This is a genomic window from Roseomonas sp. 18066 (assembly GCF_902706185.1).
Taxonomy (GTDB): Bacteria; Pseudomonadota; Alphaproteobacteria; order Acetobacterales; family Acetobacteraceae; genus Pseudoroseomonas.
Genome location: NZ_CACSJM010000082.1, coordinates 1 through 16,467, shown reverse-complemented (window position 1 = coordinate 16,467; position 16,467 = coordinate 1). Strand labels below are relative to the sequence as shown.

Below are 16,467 nucleotides of genomic sequence, written 5' to 3'. Positions count from 1 at the left end.
TCAACCCCGCTGCAGCATCCAGCGGTTCCAGCGTTCCTGCGCCCGGGCCCCGTTCTCGGTCCACCAGGCGACATCGAGCCAGAACTGCCGGGCCAGGTTGACCGGCGCCGTCGGCAGCAGCGGGCGCAGCTCCTCGGCCACGTAGTTCACCGTGTCCGGATGCAGCCCGGCATAGGACAGCTCGGTGGCATAGATCGCCTGCAGCCGCGGATTGGTCATGGTCTGCAGGAATTTCTGCCCCCAATAGGCGTTGCGGGTGCCGCGCGGGATGCCCCAGGCGCTGCTCTTCAGCGAGCCGCCCTGGAATTCCGAGCCGACCGGCGCGTTCTTCTTGGCCAGCTCGAAGAAGCGGCCGTTCCAGCCGGTGGCCAGCACCACCTCCTTGTCGACCAGCATCTGCGCCGGCTGCGCGCCGGTGCTCCACCAGACCGCGATATGCGGGCGGATCTGGTCGAGCTTGCGGAAGGCGCGGTCGATGTCGAGCGGATAGAGCTGGTCCATCGGCACGCCATCGGCCAGCAGCGCGAATTCCAGGTTGTCCACCGGATGGTTGCGCAGCGAGCGCGCCCCGGGGAAGCGGGCGACATCCCAGAAATCCGCCCAGCCCTTGGGATGGCTGCCGTCCTTGAAGACGTCGCTGCGGAAGCCGAGCACGGTGGAATAGGCCGAGCCCACGAAGATATGCGACTGCTTGCCGATCGCCGGGTATTTCGACAGGTCGACGATCGCGGTGTCGATCGGCTCGACCAGGTTCATCTCGCGCGCCCGGTCGGCATCCTGGCCGCCGATCTCGGTCACCGTCCATTCCGGATTGCCGCTGTTGACCATGGCCCGCAGCTTGCCGAAATCGACCGGCGAGGTGTCGATGACGCGGATGCCGTGCTCGCGCTCGAAATCGGCGAAATAGGCGCGGCGCAGGAAGTTCGCCATGGCGCCGCCGGAGGCGTTGACGACGATGCGGTCCGGCTTGGCCGGCACCGCGCCCTGCGCGAAGGCCGGCCGCGCCAGGCCGGCGGCGAGCACGGTGCCGCTGCCCTGCAGCAGGCCGCGGCGGGTGAGGACAGGCATGCTGCTGGTTCCCATCTGGCGTTTCATCAGCCCAGCACCGCGTCGACCGCATCGCCCAGCCGGGCGACGATCGCGTCGATGTCGCCGGGCTGCGCGGTGTAGGGTGGCGCGATGATCACATGGTCGCCCTGCACGCCGTCGATCGTGCCGCCCATCGGATAGATCATCACGCCGGCGGCCATGGCGGCGTCCTTCACCGCCTCGCTGACCTTGCGCGCGGCGGGGAAGGCCTTGCGGCTGGCGCGGTCGTCGACGAATTCCAGCGCCCAGAACAGGCCGCGGCCGCGGATGTCGCCGACATGGGCGTGGTTGCCGAAGCGGTCCTGCAGCGCCGCCTCCAGCCGCTGCCCCATGGCGCGGACATTCTCCAGCAGCGCGTCGTCGCGGATGATGCGCTGCACCGCCAGCGCCGCGGCGCAGGCCACCGGATGCGCCTGGTAGGTATGGCCGTGCTTGAAGGCGCCCGAGCCCGCCGTCAGCGCCGCGACGATGCGGCCCTGCGCCAGGATCGCGCCGATCGGCTGGTAGCCGCCGCCCAGCCCCTTGGCGATGGTCTGGATGTCGGGGGTGACGCCCTCCTGCTCCCACGCATGCAGCGTGCCGCTGCGGCCCATGCCGCACATCACCTCGTCGAGGATCAGCAGCGCGCCATGCCGGTCGCAGACCGCGCGCATCGCCGGGAAATAGCCCGGCAGCGCGGTGACGCAGCCGGCCGTGGCGCCGACGATCGGCTCGGCGACGAAGGCCGCGACATTCTGCGGGCCCAGGCGCTGGAACTCCGCCTCCAGCTCGGCGGCCAGCCGCGCGACATAGTCGGCGTCGCTCTCCTGCGCGCCCTGGAAGCGATAGGCGAAGCAGGGCGAGACGTGGCTGAAGCAGTCGGCCAGGATCGGCGCGTAAGGGTCGCGCCGGGCGAAATTGCCGCCGAGGCCGAGCGCGCCCAGCGTGTTGCCATGGTAGCTCTGCCGCCGCGCGATGAAGCGGTGCCGCTGCGGCTGGCCGATCTCCAGGAAATACTGCCGCGTCAGCTTCAGCGCCGCCTCCATCGCCTCCGAGCCGGAGGAGACGAAATAGGCGTGCGTCAGCCCGCCCGGCGCCTCGCCGACCAGCAGGTCGGCCAGCTCCTCGGCCGCGGCGCAGCTGAAGAAGACCGTGTGGGCGTAGGCGATCTGCCGCGCCTGCTCGGTGATGGCGGCGACCACGCGCTCGTCGCCATGGCCGAGGCAGGCGACGGCCGCGCCGCCCGAGGCGTCGATCACCGGCGCGCCTTCCGCGCCTTGTACCAGCAGGCCGCGGCCGGAGACGGCCAGCAGCGGGTCGTTGCGCAGGCTGCGATGCAGGATCCGGCTCATGCCAGGTGCTCCCCTCCCCTTGCGGGTGGCTTGCCGCATCGGCGCCCCCCCTTTGTCGCTTGGCCCCACCACATGACGATTCGGCATCGATGTCAATATGCAGGATCGCTTCCCAAAATACGGGATTGCTTGGCGGGGTCCCGCTGCCCTAGCCTGCCGTCATGACCGCCCCCTTCGCCGATCCCGCCGCCGATCCCGCCGCCGTGCCGACCGCCGTGCGCAAAAGCTTCCAGATCCTCGAGGCGGTGGCCGCCTCGCCGCGGCCGGTCTCCGGGCTGGTGCTGGCCGGGCAGCTCGGCCTGACGCGCTCCACTTTGTCGCGGCTGGCGCTCAGCCTGGCGGCGCTGGGCTATCTCGACCGGGTCGAGGGCGCCGGCTGGCAGCTCGGCCCCGCGGCGCTGCGGCTCGGCCTGGCGCGGCTGGCCAATCTCGACATCCGCGGCATCGCGGCGCCGCTGATGCGCGGCCTCAGCGAGGCGATCGACCTGCCGGTCGACCTGGCCATGCCGGTCGGCGACGAGATGCTGCATTTCGAGCTGGCGCAGAAGGCCGGCCAGGTGGTGGTGGCGAGCGAGATGGGCGCGCGGCTGCCGATCGGCCGCACCGCCCTCGGCCATGCCGCGCTCTTCGCCATGGAGCCGCGCCGGCGCGACGAGACGCTGCAGCGGCTGCGCGCTTTGGCCGGCGGGCGCTGGCCGGCGCAGCAGGCCGCCATCGCCGCCTCCTTCGCGCAGCTCGCGGAGTGCGGATTCTGCATCGTCATCGGCCAGCTGCGCGACGACGTGGCGGCGATCGGCGCGCCCTTCGTCGATCCGCGCGACGGCAGCGTCTTCAGCTTCAGCTGCTCGGCCATCGGCTTCGCGGTGGAGGTGCCGCGGCTGGCGGCGGTGGGCGCGCCGCTGCTGGCCATGCTGCGCCAGGTCGGCGCGGCGCTCGGCGCGCCATCCCCGCCGCTTTCCGATTGACGGCGGCCCCGCCGCGGCAGTGAATTTCCGGCGGCAGCGTCCCAAAGATCCCGTCAGCGGATCTGGCGCCGCCACGGGGAAGGATCCGATCATGCTGAGGCGCTCTGTTCTTGGCCTCGCCGGCGGGCTGCTGGCGATGCCGTCTCTCGCGCGGGCCCAGGCCTGGCCGGCGCGGCCGGTGACCATGGTGGTGCCCTGGGCCGCCGGCGGCGGCGCCGACAGCGTCACCCGCATCTTCGTCTCCGGCCTGGAGCAGGAGCTCGGCGTGCCGGTGAACGTGGTCAACCGCACCGGCGGCAATGGCGTGGTCGGCCACAGCGCCATCGCGACGGCGCGCCCCGACGGCTACACGCTGGGCGTCGCCAGCTCGGAGATCTCCTATTTCCGCGCGCTCGGCATGGCGGAGATCTCGCCCGACAGCTTCGACATCCTCTCCCGCCTGGCGACCATCCCGGCCGGCGTCACGGTGCGCGCCGGCAGCCCGTGGAAGAGCGTCCAGGAGATGCTGGCCGCCATCAAGGAAGGTCGCAAAGGCCTCTACACCGCCTCGGGCAGCGGGCTGGGCGGGTCCTGGCACATCGCGCTGGCGGGGATGCTGCGGGCGGCGGGGATGGAGGCCGACCAGGTGCGCTGGGTGCCCTCGCAGGGCGGCGCGCCGGCGATGCAGGATGTGGTGGCGGGCGGCATCAGCATGGCCACCTGCTCGCCGATCGAGGGCAAGCCGCTGATCGATGCCGGCCAGGCGCGCGGCCTCGCCGTGATGGGCCGCAACCGGCTGGAAGTGCTGCCCGGCCTGCCGACGCTGGTCGAATCCGGCCTGGACTGGACGTTCGAGAACTGGTTCGCGCTGGTCGGGCCGCGCGGCCTGCCCGAGGAGACGCATCGCCGCCTGCTGGAGGCCGCCGGCCGCGCCCAGGCGAAGCCCGAGGTGCGCGGCCTGCTGGCGCAGCGCGGCATCGTGCCGGTCTGGGAGACGCCGGACGCCGCCGGGCGTTTCGCCCGCGACTATGCGGTGACCGCGGCCGAGCTGCTGCGCGCGCTGGGCCTGGCCAAGGCATGACCGGCTGGTCCGGCCCGATGGTCGATGCGCACCAGCATTTCTGGGAGCCGGCGCGCGGGCGCAACCCGTGGCTGGCCCCTGGGGCCCGTGTCGCCTTCCGCTACGGCGACTATGCGGCGATCAAGCGCGACTATCTGCCCGACGACTATCGCCGCGACGCCGCGGGGCACGACGTCGCCGAGACCGTCTATGTCGAGACCGAATGGGACCCCGAGGATGGCCTCGGCGAGACCCGCTATGCCGAGGCGCTGCACGCCCGCCACGGCTGGCCGAACGCCATCGTCGCGCAAGGCTGGCTGCACCATGCCGATGCCGCCGACCAGCTGGCGCGGCAGGCCGGGTGCCCCTTGGTGCGCAGCATCCGCCACAAGCCGGGCGAGGATGCTGCGCTGCTGTCGGACCCTGCCTGGCGGCGCGGCTATGCAGCGCTGGCCCGGCTCGGGCTGCATTTCGACCTGCAGACGCCCTGGCGCAACCTGGGCGAGGCCGGCGCCCTGGCGCGCGACTTTCCGGAGACGCTGATCGTGCTGAACCACACCGGCCTGCCCGCCGGGCGCGACGCCGACAGCCTGCGCGGCTGGCGCGAGGCCATGGCGCGATTTTCCGACAATCCGAATGTTCGCGTGAAAATCTCGGGCCTTGGCATCGCCGGGCGCCCCTGGCGCGCCGAGGACCAGCGCGACATCGTGCTGCAGACCGTGTCGCTGTTCGGCGCCGCCCGCTGCATGATCGCCAGCAATTTTCCGGTCGACAGCCTCTGCGGCAGCCTCGACAGCATCTTTGCCGGCTTCAAGGCGATCACCGCGTCTCTGCCGCCCGAGGACCAGGCGCTGCTGTTCCGCGACACCGCCCGCGCGGTCTATCGCACGGGCGGCGCGGCATGACCGCGCTGCGCATCGGCTTCGCCGGCATCGGGCTGATGGGCGAGGCCATGGTCCGCCGCCTGCTGGCGCAGGGCCATGCCGTCGCCGTCTGGAACCGCGAGGCGGAGCGGCTGGACACCGTGCTGCCCTACGGCGCCGTCGCCGCTGGCTCGCCCGCCGCGCTGGCGCGGCAGGCCGATATCCTGGTGACCTGCGTGCTGCACGCCGAGGCGGTGCGCGCGGTGGTCCTCGGCGCCGACGGCCTGGCCGCCGGCGCCCGGCCCGGCACGCTGCTGATCGACCATTCCACCGCCGATCCCGCCGCCACCCGCGCCATGGCGGCGCAGGCGCGGGCGGAGCACGGGCTGCGCTGGGTCGATGCGCCGGTCTCCGGCGGGCCGCAGGCGGCGCTGGAAGGGTCGCTGACCATCATGGCCGGCGGCGCCGCGGCCGATGTCGCGGAGGCCGCGCCGGTGCTGCAGGCGCTGGGCGCCAATGTCACCCGCATGGGCGAGGCCGGCGCCGGGCAGCTGGCAAAGATGCTGAACCAGGCGATCGTCGGCGCCGGCTATGTGCTGATGGCCGAGGCGCTGGCTTTGGCCGAGGCCGCCGGGCTGGACGCCGCCGCCCTGCCCGCCTGCCTGGCCGGCGGCCATGCCGACAGCGCGCTGCTGCGGCGGATCTATCCGCGCATGCAGCAGCGCGACTTCGAGCCGCCCTCCGGCTATGCCCGGCAGCTTCTGAAGGACCTCGACGCCGTCGGGCATTTTTCCGAGGCGCAGGGCCTGGACCTGCCGATGGTGCAGGCCGCGGCGGCGCAGTACCGCGCCTATGTCGCGCAGGGCCACGGGCTGCGCGACAGCGCCTCGATCAGCGAGCTCTATGCACCCCCCGCCGACAATCGCTGATTTTCTGCCGCCGCCTTAGCTTAAGTTGCAGCCGAAGCGTCGCCGCTGGGCAACAATGCCGCCAGGGGGCTGACCGACGATGCTGGATGCGGTGGAGGCGAGTCTCCGCGAGATGTTCGACTGGGCCGCCGCCCGCGCCAGGACGGTCGATCCCGCCCTGGCGCCGCTGGTGGGCGAGGCCGCGGCCGAGGCCTGGCTGGCCGGCCACGCCCCGAAGGCCACGGCCGAGCGCGCGCTGTGGCTGAAAGCCGCGCAGGCGGTGCTGCCGCTGATCCCGTCCCGGCCGGCCGGGCCCGACCCGGCGCGGGCCAGCAGCCTGGCCGCGATGCAGGCGGCGCGGCGGATGGTGGGGGTGATGGCGGCCCAGGCGCTGGGCCATGCGGCGCGGAAGCGCTGGGCCGCCGATCGTCGGTGATGGCCAGGGCGGTCCGCTGCGCGGCTCACCCGGCCGAGGCCCGCCGGGCTGGCGGCGCGGCGGCCAGCGCATCGGCCTCGCTCCCCAGCGGGTGGTCGGCGGCGCGGCGGCCGATCGCCCGGTGCAGCAGGGCGAAGACCTCCTCGGCGCGGACGCTGCCGCGCCGGGCGAGACCCTCGATGTCATCCACCAGGGCATCGATCGCCCTGGCGGCCTGGTCTGGTTGTGGCATGGCCCCCTCCCCGGTTTCATCCCAGAGGCAGAATGAACGGGTTGCCCGGCCCGCCGCCACTGCAATCTGCGCTGATGGCACGGTGCCGGCTGGCCGGCGGGTTGCAGGAACTGCGCAGCTTTCTCTGTCCGGCCGCGCTCATGCCCAGGCCTTGCGACAATCCTCGCAAAGCACCGCTGGCGCTGGCCGCCACGAGAATAGTCTAAAAGATTAAGTGCTATTCCTGCTTTTACCTGCCATGGTCTCGTGACGCGCATGGATTTCTGGCGCTTCCCGAAAACGACACAATAAACCGCCAGCCATCGGGTGTCTTTTACCCGTCCTGGCAGGCTGGCGTGGTTGCGTCCTGATCAAGACGGCGCAAGGCGGTTCTTTTTGCCGATGTGACGGCGCCTGCAAGACGGCATGGCTGCTGCGGCGCTGCCTTTGCACGATAAGCTTTTGTTTCCATTTATGCCCTACCGGGACGGTGTGCCCGGCCAGTCCTGCGGCGCTGTGCGCAGCAGTGCATAGCCAAGCAGTCCAGAAATTAGCGACCCACCCAGAATGCCGATCTTTGCTTCGGCTTGCAGGAGCGGGTCACCCGGGAATGCAAGCAAGGTGATGAAGAGGCTCATGGTGAAGCCAATCCCGCACAGCAGCGCCACGCCGACCATCTGACGGCGTCCCGCATAGGCGGGCATGTCCGTCAGGCCCAGCCGAATGGCGAGCATGGAAAAGCCAAAGACGCCGATGACCTTGCCGAACAGCAGGCCAACTCCGACGCCGAGTGTGACAGGTGCTGCCAACGCTTCGGCTGGCAGGCCCAGAAAAGGCACGCCGGCATTGGCCAGTCCAAAGATCGGCACAATCAGGAAGCCAACCGGCAGGAGCAACGCATGCTCCAACCGATGCAGTGGGCTGTCCACGGCGGTGTCTGGCTTTGCCGGCGTCAGCTGCAGCGGGATGGTGAAAGCGAGGATGACGCCTGCCAGCGTGGCATGGATGCCGGAGCGCAGCACCAGCACCCAGAGCACCAGGCCCAGCAGCAGGTAGGGAAGGAGCTTTTGGACCCCAAGCCGGTTCAGGCCGACCAAAGCCGCCACCACGATGGCGGCGCCGGCGAGATCCGGCAACGACAAGCCTGCCGTGTAGAAGAAGGCGATGATGATGACGGCGCCAAGATCATCGATGATGGCGAGGGCTGCCAGGAAGACGCGGAGCGAAGCCGGCACCCGCTTGCCCAGCAGCGAGATGACGCCGAGCGCGAAAGCAATGTCGGTCGCGGCGGGGATGGCCCAACCCTGGGCAGTCGGTCCGCTATTGAACAGCAAGTAGATCAGCGCTGGCACCGCCATGCCGCCAGCTGCGGCAATGCCTGGCAGAGCACGGCGGGGCCAGGTCGCCAGCTGCCCATCCAATGCTTCCCGCTTGATCTCAAGACCAACCAGCAAGAAGAAGATTGCCATCAGCCCGTCGTTGATCCAGTGGCCGATGGAGAGCGGTCCAAGGTAGCTGTGCAGCAAGGCTTCGTAAGCAGGTGCCAAAGGCGAATTGGCGATGATCAGCGCGAGGGCGGCTGCAGCCATCAGGACGAGGCCGGCAGAAGACTGCCCCTCCAGAAATCGCCGTAGGGCGCTCGGATGAGCATGGGCATGCTGGGTCATCAAGGTACATTCCAGGCATAGGCTATGCACGTTGGCGGCCCGACCAACGCTACGCCCTGCCCGCTCCATTCCTGGAACTGCACCCGCAATCTGTATCGCATTAGCTCTCAGCGGCGGCAACCTGGCGAACAAATCCCGCCAGCCGCAGCCTGCCTATTTTGCACGATAAGCTTTAGTTATCGTGCCTGTGATCCGGTCCAGACGGGGATGCCTTGATTCCGCGCCGACCTCAGCAGGAAATCTTTATGCCGCTCACGCTTCGCACCGATGCCATGCCCTCGCTCAAGACCGCGCTCGTCGAGCAGCGGCACTGGGACGGCATCGTCCACCGCGTCACCAAGGAATATGCGGTCGCCAAGGTCGCGGTGAACACCGACCGCGACAGCGCGGCCGCGGCTGCGGTCTTCACCACGAAATCCGACCGCCTCATGCAGGCCATGGCAGAGCGGCACCGCTGCGAGATGCTGGTGGCGCATCTGCGCAAGACGCTGCGCCCTTTCTAGAGCGTCGAGGCGATCCGTCGCGCCGCGGTCCATGACCCATCAGGATGCCCCGATGACGTCTTCCTCTGCCGCCCAGCGGCAGGCCATCCAACGCGCCTTCGACGAGCTGCAGCGCTGGGATGCCGCGGTCAGCCGCCTGACCAAGCACTATGCCACCGCCAAGGTCGCCCTGAGCGCCGACCCGCAGAATGCGGCTGCCGGACGGGCCTTCCGGCTGCAGGGCGAGGAGCTGATGCAGGCCATGACCGAGCGTTCGCGCCGGGAGAAGGCGCTGGCCCGGCTGCGGGAGCGCTTCCACCTGGGCAATTGACCGGCGCGAGCCCCCTCCCCTGCCCTATGGGGGGCGTTTCCAGGGCGTCAGGACGAACGCCTCGTCCGGTCCCGCCGGGGCGCGGGCATCTCGCTGGCCAGGAACTCGGAGAAAAGCGCTTCCATCCGTGCCAGCAGGAAGCTGTCGAAACCCGGCGCGGCACGGCGGTCGATCGCCAGCACGGTCGACCGCCGGCCGGTGGTCACCGTCATCACCCGAGTGCCGCTGGAATGGATCCAGGCCTCGGGCGGCTCGCGCTCGGTCTCGGGGCGGGCGGCGATGTCGTCCCCGCCTGGCTCCGGATGATCGGCTGGCAGGTCACGCGGTGGCTCCAGCCCGGCCAGCAGCAGCTGGAACCGCGCGTCGGAGGGCGCCTCGGCAAAGTCAGCCCTGGCCAGGATGGCTTCCGCCCCCCCTGCCCCGCCGCGCTGGATCAGCGTCGCCAGCTCCACCCAGCGATCGCGGCCGGTGGCCGGGGCGGGGCCAATGGCCTCGATCACCGCGGCCGGGATGCGCTCCACCACGGTGATCAGCCGCGACACCGTGGTCTTGTCGGCGCTCAGCGCCAGCATGATGGTCTCACGGTCATAGCCGCTCTGCTCCAGCCGATGGGCGAAGCGGGCCCGCTCGATGAAGGACAGGTTGGCCCGCGCGCTGTTCTCCTGGCCCTGGGCCAGCACCAGCTCGCGGTCGGTCAGATGGCGCACCACGGCGCGCACGCTGGTGCCCAGGTCGCGGGCGGCGCGCAGCCGCCGATGGCCGAAGGCAACCTGGTAGCGGCCCTCGGCGCTGGGATGCGGGCGCAGCAGGATGGGCGAATCCTGGCCGCTCTGGGCGATGCTGTCGCGCAGCGCCAGGTATTCGCTGTCATCCTGCGCCATGCGGTCGGCCATGAAGGAGGCGTCGACCACCGCCGGATCGAGCGCCACGATCACTTGGCCGGAGGTCAGCCGCGCCTCCAGCTCCCGCGCAGCACTCGCCTTGGCGGCCAGGTCCTCGATGCTGCGGGTGACGGCGCCGACGGCGCCCCGCCCGGCGAAGGGCAGCGCCATGGCGCGGACCGGCCGCGGCTCCTCCGAGTTGACGGCCGTCAACTTCGGCTCGGTCAGCCCCGCCAGCAGGTTCTTCCGCGCCATCAGCCCCTCCCCCAGGCCGCATGGACCAGCTGCTCGATCTCGCCATTCACCGCGTCCAGGCATTCCATGGCGCGGTCATAGGTCGCCGGCGTGAACAGCCGCCGCTCCACCTCGTAGAGCGTCTGCTTGGTGATGCCGGCATCCGAGATGGCGACGCTTTTCAGCATCGGATGGGTCAGCACATGGCCGCCGAACAGGCTGCGCATGAAGCCCACCATCTGCGTCTGCGGCCCGTCGCTGGGCTCGTAGCGGGTGACGAGATAGCGCAGCCAGTCGTAGCGCAGCTGGCCGCCGGCATTCTTCAGATGCGTCATGACATCGCCCAGCATCAGCAGGAACTGGCACATCGACATGACGTCCAGCATCTGCGGATGCACCGGGATCAGCACGGCGGTAGCCGTGCACAGCGCCGCCATGGTCAGGTAGCCCAGCTGCGGCGGGCAATCGATGACGACGGTGTCGTAGTCGTCGGCCACCGCCGCCAGCGCCTGGTCGAGGCGGGCGAAGAAATCCTTGCCCGTGGTGCCGCCCTCATGCGTCGCCAGCACGCGCGGCGTGTCGTATTCGAACTCCATCAGCTCGATATTCGCCGGCACGATGTCGAGGCCGGGGAAATTGGTCGGGCGGATGATGTCGCGCAGCGGCCGGCGCTCGTCATCGTAGCGCAGCGCGGCATAGAGGCTTTCATTCGGCCCGAGGTCGAATTCGGGCTGGAAGCCGTGCAGGGCCGACAGGCTGGCCTGCGGGTCGAGGTCGACCGCCAGCACGCGATGCCCGGTCAGCGCCAGGTGCTGCGCCAGGTGGGCCGTCGTCGTGGTCTTGCCGGAGCCACCCTTGAAGTTCACCACGGCGATGACCTGGATATGCTCGGCGCCGCGGCGATGCGGCCGGTACCGGCGGCTGGCGCGACCGGTCTCATCCAGATAGGCGCGCAGCTCCTGCAGCTGGTCGGCCGAATAGGACCGGCGGCCGCTGCTGGTGACGGTGGGGGCAGGCCCCTTCCCTTCCAGCGACAGGTTGCGCAGATAGCCGCTCTTCACGCCCAGCAGCTTGGCCACCTCGGCCGCCTGGAAGGCACGCAAGGGCTTCTGGGCCGCCGGCGGGAACAGCTCCAGCCGATGCGCCTGCAGCTTTTCCGACAGCTCCTGCGCCTGGGTGGCGACGATCGTGTCGATATCCGCGAGCGGCTTGCGGGGGCCGGACGAGCTATCCATGGATTCCAATCGCAGATGCGGATGCAAAGCCTATCAGCCGAGAATATCGCATTTTTCTGGGCCACGGGAAGGGGCGGTCTGGTGATAGTTGACGGCCGTCAACTCGCGCATCGCCGAAGCCTGCCTTTCTCGCAGCCCGTGAAGGCTGCGCTCCAGGTGCAATTCGCCCCGTTCGGCCCGGCGCAGCATGCCGCGCAGATAGCCGCCGGGCCCCGCCGTGTGGAAATGCGCTGGCTCCCGGGTCGAGATCAGCGCCACGGCCAGCGCCGCCGGCTGCCGCCCAAGCCTCCGGCAGGCCTGGCCGTAGAGCCCCGGCGGGATGCCCATCTCCTGGGCGAGGGTCGAAGCCGCCTGGCTGACCGCGGGCCAATCAGGCCGCCCTGCTCCCAGCCATCCCCCGAGCCGCGGCGCCAGGCGCACCAGCTCCCGCGCCGACAGCGTCGCAGGCGCTTCTTCCCATGCCGCTTCCACCACCGGCGCCGAGCAATCCGGCCCGGCTACCGTAGAAGCTCTAGTTTCTTCAGAGTCTTTCGTAGGTATTAAGGGCCTGACTCCCGCGTCAGGCGAGCCTGACATTTTCCCGCTTTCCACCGCGGTTTCCAGCCGTTGCCGGAGCGTCGCCTCCAGCCCGCCCAGCGCCACCAGCGCGGCTTCCAGCGCCGCCGGCGCCTCGATCCGCCTGAGCGTTCCGAGCTGCGCCGCGGCCGCCAACAGCAGCCCCTCCACCGCCGCTTCCTGCCCGGTGGCCGCCGCCAGCGCGCGCAATTGGGAAAAGGATTGAGCCAACCGGCGACCGGCGCGGCGCCCTTGCTGCAGCGCCCGTCGCCCCGCCTCGCCAGCGGTGGCCACCGAAAGAAACTCGGTGTGGCGGGCGGCGAGGGGGCGCAGGCTGAAGCCCCAGGCGGCGACGATGCGGCCCTGCTCGCGCCAGCCGCGGCGCTTGCGGTCGGTGCCGTCGCGCGGCGCGATCAGCCGCGCCTCGATGGCGGCCGCGAGCAGCCGGCTGACATGGCGCTCGCTGCAATCCAGCGTCAGCGCCAGCGCCTCGTTGCTCGGCCAGACGATCGGCTCGGCCTCCGGCGCCCAGTCCTGCGGCTGGGTGAAGCGGAACAGCGCCTCCATCAGCGGCAGCAGCCGGGTCTGGCCCAGGAAGGGCGCGGCGCGGCGCAGCAGCGCCAGCAGCTGGTTCGGATGGCGCATGCCCTCGGGCAGGCCGGTGGCATCCCCCGCCAGCCGGTGGGCCGCGAGGTGGTTGACGGTGAGCTTGCGCAGGCCAATGGCGGTGCCGCGCGGAACCATGATGGTGTCCACCTTGCCCGTTCCTTCGATCAGAGAGGGAAGCGGAGCGGGCGCAGGCCCCCGGCAGCGCCGAAACGATGTTTCGCGCTTGACCAACGGTAGCGGATGACCCTACGGAATGGCTGTCCAGGACATTCCCACAGGGCCGGCGTCCACCGGCTCCGGCATGTTCAGCAAGCCCCGCTCTGCAAAAGCGGGGTTTTGCTTTTTCCAGGCCCTGCCTGGCTCAGCTCTTCCCTGGGGTGTCTCCTTCCGCGGGGTCGCCGGCGCGCGCGGGCGGCGCCGGCAGGGCAGGGGGGCGGGCACCGGCCGGCCGGGCGCGCAGCGTCACCACGGTGCCCTCATAGCCAGGGCGGCCGCGACGCTGCGTCTCGGCGGGCGGGCGGTGCAGCCCGATCTCGAATTCGAGCAGGCGCTGGCTGCGCTCCAGCTCGGTCAGGAACTGGCCGAAATGCCGCAGCAGCCCGCGGGTACCGACGCGGGCATGCAGATCCTCGATGCCGATCGACCAGCCGGCCTCGTCGACATCCTCGGCCTTAGCGATCTCGTAGAGGCGGCGCTCCAGCGGGGCGAGGTCGAAATACCCCTCGGCGAAGGTCAGCAGGCGGGTGTCGCTCAGGATGCCGCGATAGAGCCAGGCGCAGAGCGTCACCGAGACGCTGACCAGCTCCTTCTCGGCGCGCGCGTTGCGGCGGTAGCGGGTGTTGACCGCGTCGATCCAGGAGAAGACGCCGTCGGTGCCCTCGCCGCCCATCTCGATATTGGTGCGCACCTGGGTGCCCTGCAGCCGCTGCAGCATCTGCAGCAGCCGGTCATAGGCCTTGCCCGCCGTGTCGCGGCCGGCGACGCGGAAGAAGTCATGCGCGGTGAAGGTGAATTCGCGGTCGGGCCGGGCGTCGTCGGGGCGCAGCTCGCCGCGCCGCATCCGCTCGGCCATCAGCGAGGCGATGTAGAGGATCAGGTCCTTGTCGTAGATGGTGGCCATGCCGGCCGGGCCCGGCGCCACCTCGATCCGCACCTGGCCGTCGTCGTAGCGCAGCAACTCGCGCGACGGCGCGGTCTTGCCCAGGTGGAAGAAGGGATAGGCCATGATGCCGCGCTGGCCGCGCAGCTTGCCGCGCAGCGGGCTGTCGAACAGGTCGGGCGTGGTCTCCCGCGGCCGCCGTGCTGCCGCGGGCGCGGCCGTCCCGGCGCCGCCCGGGCCCTGATCGGGCGGGGCGGGGTCGGGGCGGTTTTCGGAGGCCTTCGCAGCCTTCGTCCGCGCGGAAATCGGGCGTGCCATGCCGGCGCCTGCGCTGTCTGGCTGCCACAATGCACAAGCGCCGGGCGGCTGCGAGAGGGTCGGTTCGGGGTATCGCCTCCGATATCAGGGGAAAGATTCGGGGTTTCGCCTCCGAAAGCCCGAATCAAAGGCGAATCGCCCGGGCATGGGCGCTTCAAAGCGCATCTGCGCCGCGGGCTTTATCCACCGGATCCACCGCGATTCGGCGCTGCAACCGCCCCTTCGCCGACTCGCGCCCGGCGCGATTCGACGCCAGGTGCGATTTGCCGGGCCGCAACCGGCAGGAAGCGTCTCCAGCAAGGGCTTTGCCGTCCGCTGCCGGGGCAGGGCAGGGGGCCGGGCGGTCTCGCCGCGGCGCGCTCGGGGTTTCGCCTCCGATAATCGGCCGCGGGCATGGCTCGGCCGCTGACCGGGCCAGGGATAGCCTAACGAGCTCTCGAATAGCAATATATTCCTGTCCGAGGCCCTTGGCTCGCCGGTTTAATGATATTGCCTCGCAACCGCATTCCATGCGAACTGCCAGGGATAGGGCGTCGAAGCGGCATGGATGGCGATGCAGAAGCTGGATCTGAGGCTGGACCTGAGGCTGGACCTGAGGCTGGACCTGTCCGGCAAGGCGCTGCTCGACCACGCCATCACCGAGTATTACGACGAGCTGAAGCAGGCGGTGCGGCACCGGGTGCGCAGCCAGGTCGCCGCCGGCGAGGTGGTGCACGACCTCTATGTGGCGCTCGCCCGCGACCCGGCGCGGCTCGACGGCAAGGCCTCGCTGCGCGGCTTCCTGCTGCGCGCCGCGGTCAACCTCGGCATCGACCGGCTGCGGCGCGTCAGCTTCGAGCGCCGGCTGTTCCTGCTGCTGGATGAGCGCGCGCTCTGCGTCCCCGCTTTGGCGCTGCCGGCCGGCGAGCGCGGCGACCGCGACAAGCGCGTCGCACGGCTGAAGCTGGCGATCGCCAGCCTGCCGCCGCAATGCCGCACCGTCTTCATCGCCTATCGCCTGGGCGGCATGGACAAGGACCGCATCGCCGAGAGCCTGGGCATCCGCCGCCGCATGGTCGACCGGCATATCCGCAATGCCATGCTGTCCTGCCTGGACAGCGTGGCCGCGCTGGACTGACCGGCGCCGATGCGGGACGGGGTGCGCGGCCAGGCGGTGGACTGGGCGATCCGGCTGCATGACGGCGCGCTGGGCGCGGCCGAGGCGCGCGCGCTCGACCGCTGGCTGGCCGAGGACCCGGCGCATGCCGTGGCGCTGCGGCAGGCGCGGCAATTGCTGGGCGATGCCGATGCGGCGCTGGTCTCCGACCCTGCCTTCACCAAGCGGCTGCTGCGCCGGCGCGGCCGGGTGCGGCTGCCGGTCTTCTGCGCGCTCCTGCTGCTGGCGGCGGGGGGTGCCGCCGGCTGGCGCGACGCGCTGACCTGGCTGCGCGCCGACCGGGTCTCGGCGGCGGCCGAGATGCCGGTGGTGGTGCTGTCCGACGGGTCGCGGGTGCAGCTGAACGGCCGCAGCGCCATCGCCGAGGATTTTTCCGCGCAAAGCCGCCGCGTCGTGCTGCTGCGGGGCGAAGCCTTCTTCCAGGTGGCCGCCGACCCGGCGCGGCCCTTCGTGGTCGAGGCCGGCGGCGGCAGCGTCACCGTCACCGGCACTGCCTTCGACGTGAACCTGCTGGAGGAGGGCGTCGCCGTCGCGGTGGTCGAGCACGAGGTCGCGGTGCGCGGCCGCGCCGAGGGCCTGGCCGTGCCGGTGCGCGAAGGGCAGGGGGTCTTCTATGACGGGGCGGGGGCGCTGGGCCCGGTGGTGGCGCTGTCGCCTGACATGGCGGCGCCCTGGCGGCAGGGCCGGCTGATCTTCGAGGAGCAGCGCCTGGCCTCGGTCGCGGCGCAGATCTTCCGGCATCTGCCCGGGCGGGTGGTGATCGCCTCCGAGGCGGTGGCCGGGCGGCGCATCAGCGGGTCCTTCGACCTGGCCCGGCCGGAGGAGGCGCTGGCCAGCTTCGCCAAGGTCTTCGGCCTGCGCCTGCTGCGCGCCGGCGACGTGCTGACCGTCATCTACTGAGGCCGTCGAAAAAAACGGCTGCCAGCACGGCCCGAAGCCGCCGCCCCGTTCGTCAGACCCTGGAACGGTGATGTCGATCAGGCAGGAGAGCTCATGGTCAAGGTGCTGCGGAACGGGGGGGCGAGGCTGCTGCTCTGGCTGTCTCTTAAATACAACCC

17 protein-coding genes are annotated in these 16,467 nt (G+C 70.7%); 9 read left to right on the top strand and 8 right to left on the bottom strand.

Going from position 1 to position 16,467, the window contains the following annotated elements:
- Both GVN67_RS17000 and GVN67_RS16995 read right to left on the bottom strand, forming a co-directional pair.
- A complete protein-coding gene (locus GVN67_RS17000) occupies nt 1-1,068 on the bottom strand; it encodes an ABC transporter substrate-binding protein (RefSeq protein WP_159998097.1) in 1,068 nt (355 codons plus the stop codon).
- A gap of 26 nt (nt 1,069-1,094) precedes the next feature.
- Nucleotides 1,095-2,420 (bottom strand): aspartate aminotransferase family protein, encoded by a 1,326-nt coding sequence (locus tag GVN67_RS16995; protein WP_159998095.1) that lies wholly within the window; start codon nt 2,418-2,420, stop codon nt 1,095-1,097.
- 161 nt (nt 2,421-2,581) lie between these two features.
- Between GVN67_RS16995 and GVN67_RS16990 the strand changes: the two genes are divergently transcribed.
- From GVN67_RS16990 to GVN67_RS16970, 5 genes are all read left to right on the top strand, one after another.
- Nucleotides 2,582-3,385, top strand: a complete 804-nt coding sequence (locus GVN67_RS16990; RefSeq protein WP_159998093.1) for an IclR family transcriptional regulator — start codon at nt 2,582-2,584, stop codon at nt 3,383-3,385.
- A 91-nt stretch (nt 3,386-3,476) separates the two neighbouring features.
- Nucleotides 3,477-4,445 carry a tripartite tricarboxylate transporter substrate binding protein gene (locus GVN67_RS16985; protein WP_159998091.1) on the top strand — a complete coding sequence of 323 codons (969 nt, stop codon included), beginning with the start codon at nt 3,477-3,479 and terminating at the stop codon, nt 4,443-4,445.
- Nucleotides 4,442-5,329 carry an amidohydrolase gene (locus tag GVN67_RS16980; protein ID WP_159998089.1) on the top strand — a complete coding sequence of 296 codons (888 nt, stop codon included), beginning with the start codon at nt 4,442-4,444 and terminating at the stop codon, nt 5,327-5,329. The genes GVN67_RS16985 and GVN67_RS16980 overlap by 4 nt, the downstream gene beginning before the upstream one ends.
- Nucleotides 5,326-6,216, top strand: coding sequence for an NAD(P)-dependent oxidoreductase (locus GVN67_RS16975; RefSeq protein ID WP_159998087.1), 891 nt, complete (start codon nt 5,326-5,328; stop codon nt 6,214-6,216). The genes GVN67_RS16980 and GVN67_RS16975 overlap by 4 nt, the downstream gene beginning before the upstream one ends.
- A gap of 79 nt (nt 6,217-6,295) precedes the next feature.
- A complete protein-coding gene (locus GVN67_RS16970; protein WP_159998085.1) occupies nt 6,296-6,631 on the top strand; it encodes a hypothetical protein in 336 nt (111 codons plus the stop codon).
- A gap of 25 nt (nt 6,632-6,656) precedes the next feature.
- Here the strand turns inward: GVN67_RS16970 and GVN67_RS16965 are convergent, their stop codons facing one another.
- The gene (locus GVN67_RS16965; protein ID WP_159998083.1) at nt 6,657-6,863 is read right to left on the bottom strand and encodes a hypothetical protein; all 207 of its coding nucleotides are present in this window, start codon (nt 6,861-6,863) and stop codon (nt 6,657-6,659) included.
- 458 nt (nt 6,864-7,321) lie between these two features.
- Entirely contained in the window at nt 7,322-8,509 is a 1,188-nt protein-coding gene (gene nhaA, locus GVN67_RS16960; RefSeq protein WP_159998081.1) for a Na+/H+ antiporter NhaA, read from the bottom strand.
- 245 nt (nt 8,510-8,754) lie between these two features.
- Between nhaA and GVN67_RS16955 the strand changes: the two genes are divergently transcribed.
- Nucleotides 8,755-9,012, top strand: coding sequence for a hypothetical protein (locus GVN67_RS16955; RefSeq protein ID WP_159998079.1), 258 nt, complete (start codon nt 8,755-8,757; stop codon nt 9,010-9,012).
- A gap of 52 nt (nt 9,013-9,064) precedes the next feature.
- Nucleotides 9,065-9,322 (top strand): hypothetical protein, encoded by a 258-nt coding sequence (locus GVN67_RS16950; RefSeq protein ID WP_159998077.1) that lies wholly within the window; start codon nt 9,065-9,067, stop codon nt 9,320-9,322.
- Nucleotides 9,323-9,369: 47 nt separating this feature from the next.
- On the opposite strand, the gene repB is transcribed toward GVN67_RS16950, so the two are convergent.
- From repB to GVN67_RS16930, 4 genes are all read right to left on the bottom strand, one after another.
- On the bottom strand, nt 9,370-10,458 hold the full coding sequence (gene repB / locus GVN67_RS16945; protein ID WP_159998075.1) for a plasmid partitioning protein RepB: 1,089 nt from the start codon (nt 10,456-10,458) through the stop codon (nt 9,370-9,372).
- Nucleotides 10,458-11,672, bottom strand: a complete 1,215-nt coding sequence (gene repA, locus GVN67_RS16940; RefSeq protein ID WP_159998073.1) for a plasmid partitioning protein RepA — start codon at nt 11,670-11,672, stop codon at nt 10,458-10,460. The genes repB and repA overlap by 1 nt, the downstream gene beginning before the upstream one ends.
- Nucleotides 11,673-11,705: 33 nt before the next feature.
- Nucleotides 11,706-12,983 carry a plasmid replication protein RepC gene (gene repC / locus GVN67_RS16935; protein WP_159998071.1) on the bottom strand — a complete coding sequence of 426 codons (1,278 nt, stop codon included), beginning with the start codon at nt 12,981-12,983 and terminating at the stop codon, nt 11,706-11,708.
- Nucleotides 12,984-13,197: 214 nt separating this feature from the next.
- Nucleotides 13,198-14,253, bottom strand: coding sequence for a replication initiator protein A (locus GVN67_RS16930; RefSeq protein ID WP_159998069.1), 1,056 nt, complete (start codon nt 14,251-14,253; stop codon nt 13,198-13,200).
- A gap of 553 nt (nt 14,254-14,806) precedes the next feature.
- Between GVN67_RS16930 and GVN67_RS16925 the strand changes: the two genes are divergently transcribed.
- A complete protein-coding gene (locus tag GVN67_RS16925; protein ID WP_159998067.1) occupies nt 14,807-15,370 on the top strand; it encodes an RNA polymerase sigma factor in 564 nt (187 codons plus the stop codon).
- Nucleotides 15,371-15,379: 9 nt separating this feature from the next.
- Nucleotides 15,380-16,309, top strand: a complete 930-nt coding sequence (locus GVN67_RS16920) for a FecR domain-containing protein (RefSeq protein WP_159998065.1) — start codon at nt 15,380-15,382, stop codon at nt 16,307-16,309.
- Nucleotides 16,310-16,467: the final 158 nt, after the last annotated feature.

Excerpts from the sequence above, each read along its gene's own strand:
- GVN67_RS17000 (WP_159998097.1), bottom strand. The coding sequence starts at position 1,068 with ATGCCTGTCCTCACCCGCCGCGGCCTGCTGCAGGGCAGCGGCACCGTG.
- GVN67_RS16995 (WP_159998095.1), bottom strand. The coding sequence starts at position 2,420 with ATGAGCCGGATCCTGCATCGCAGCCTGCGCAACGACCCGCTGCTGGCC.
- GVN67_RS16990 (WP_159998093.1), top strand. The coding sequence starts at position 2,582 with ATGACCGCCCCCTTCGCCGATCCCGCCGCCGATCCCGCCGCCGTGCCG.
- GVN67_RS16985 (WP_159998091.1), top strand. The coding sequence starts at position 3,477 with ATGCTGAGGCGCTCTGTTCTTGGCCTCGCCGGCGGGCTGCTGGCGATG.
- GVN67_RS16980 (WP_159998089.1), top strand. The coding sequence starts at position 4,442 with ATGACCGGCTGGTCCGGCCCGATGGTCGATGCGCACCAGCATTTCTGG.
- GVN67_RS16975 (WP_159998087.1), top strand. The coding sequence starts at position 5,326 with ATGACCGCGCTGCGCATCGGCTTCGCCGGCATCGGGCTGATGGGCGAG.
- GVN67_RS16970 (WP_159998085.1), top strand. The coding sequence starts at position 6,296 with ATGCTGGATGCGGTGGAGGCGAGTCTCCGCGAGATGTTCGACTGGGCC.
- GVN67_RS16965 (WP_159998083.1), bottom strand. The coding sequence starts at position 6,863 with ATGCCACAACCAGACCAGGCCGCCAGGGCGATCGATGCCCTGGTGGAT.
- nhaA (WP_159998081.1), bottom strand. The coding sequence starts at position 8,509 with ATGACCCAGCATGCCCATGCTCATCCGAGCGCCCTACGGCGATTTCTG.
- GVN67_RS16955 (WP_159998079.1), top strand. The coding sequence starts at position 8,755 with ATGCCGCTCACGCTTCGCACCGATGCCATGCCCTCGCTCAAGACCGCG.
- GVN67_RS16950 (WP_159998077.1), top strand. The coding sequence starts at position 9,065 with ATGACGTCTTCCTCTGCCGCCCAGCGGCAGGCCATCCAACGCGCCTTC.
- repB (WP_159998075.1), bottom strand. The coding sequence starts at position 10,458 with ATGGCGCGGAAGAACCTGCTGGCGGGGCTGACCGAGCCGAAGTTGACG.
- repA (WP_159998073.1), bottom strand. The coding sequence starts at position 11,672 with ATGGATAGCTCGTCCGGCCCCCGCAAGCCGCTCGCGGATATCGACACG.
- GVN67_RS16930 (WP_159998069.1), bottom strand. The coding sequence starts at position 14,253 with ATGGCACGCCCGATTTCCGCGCGGACGAAGGCTGCGAAGGCCTCCGAA.
- GVN67_RS16925 (WP_159998067.1), top strand. The coding sequence starts at position 14,807 with ATGCAGAAGCTGGATCTGAGGCTGGACCTGAGGCTGGACCTGAGGCTG.
- GVN67_RS16920 (WP_159998065.1), top strand. The coding sequence starts at position 15,380 with ATGCGGGACGGGGTGCGCGGCCAGGCGGTGGACTGGGCGATCCGGCTG.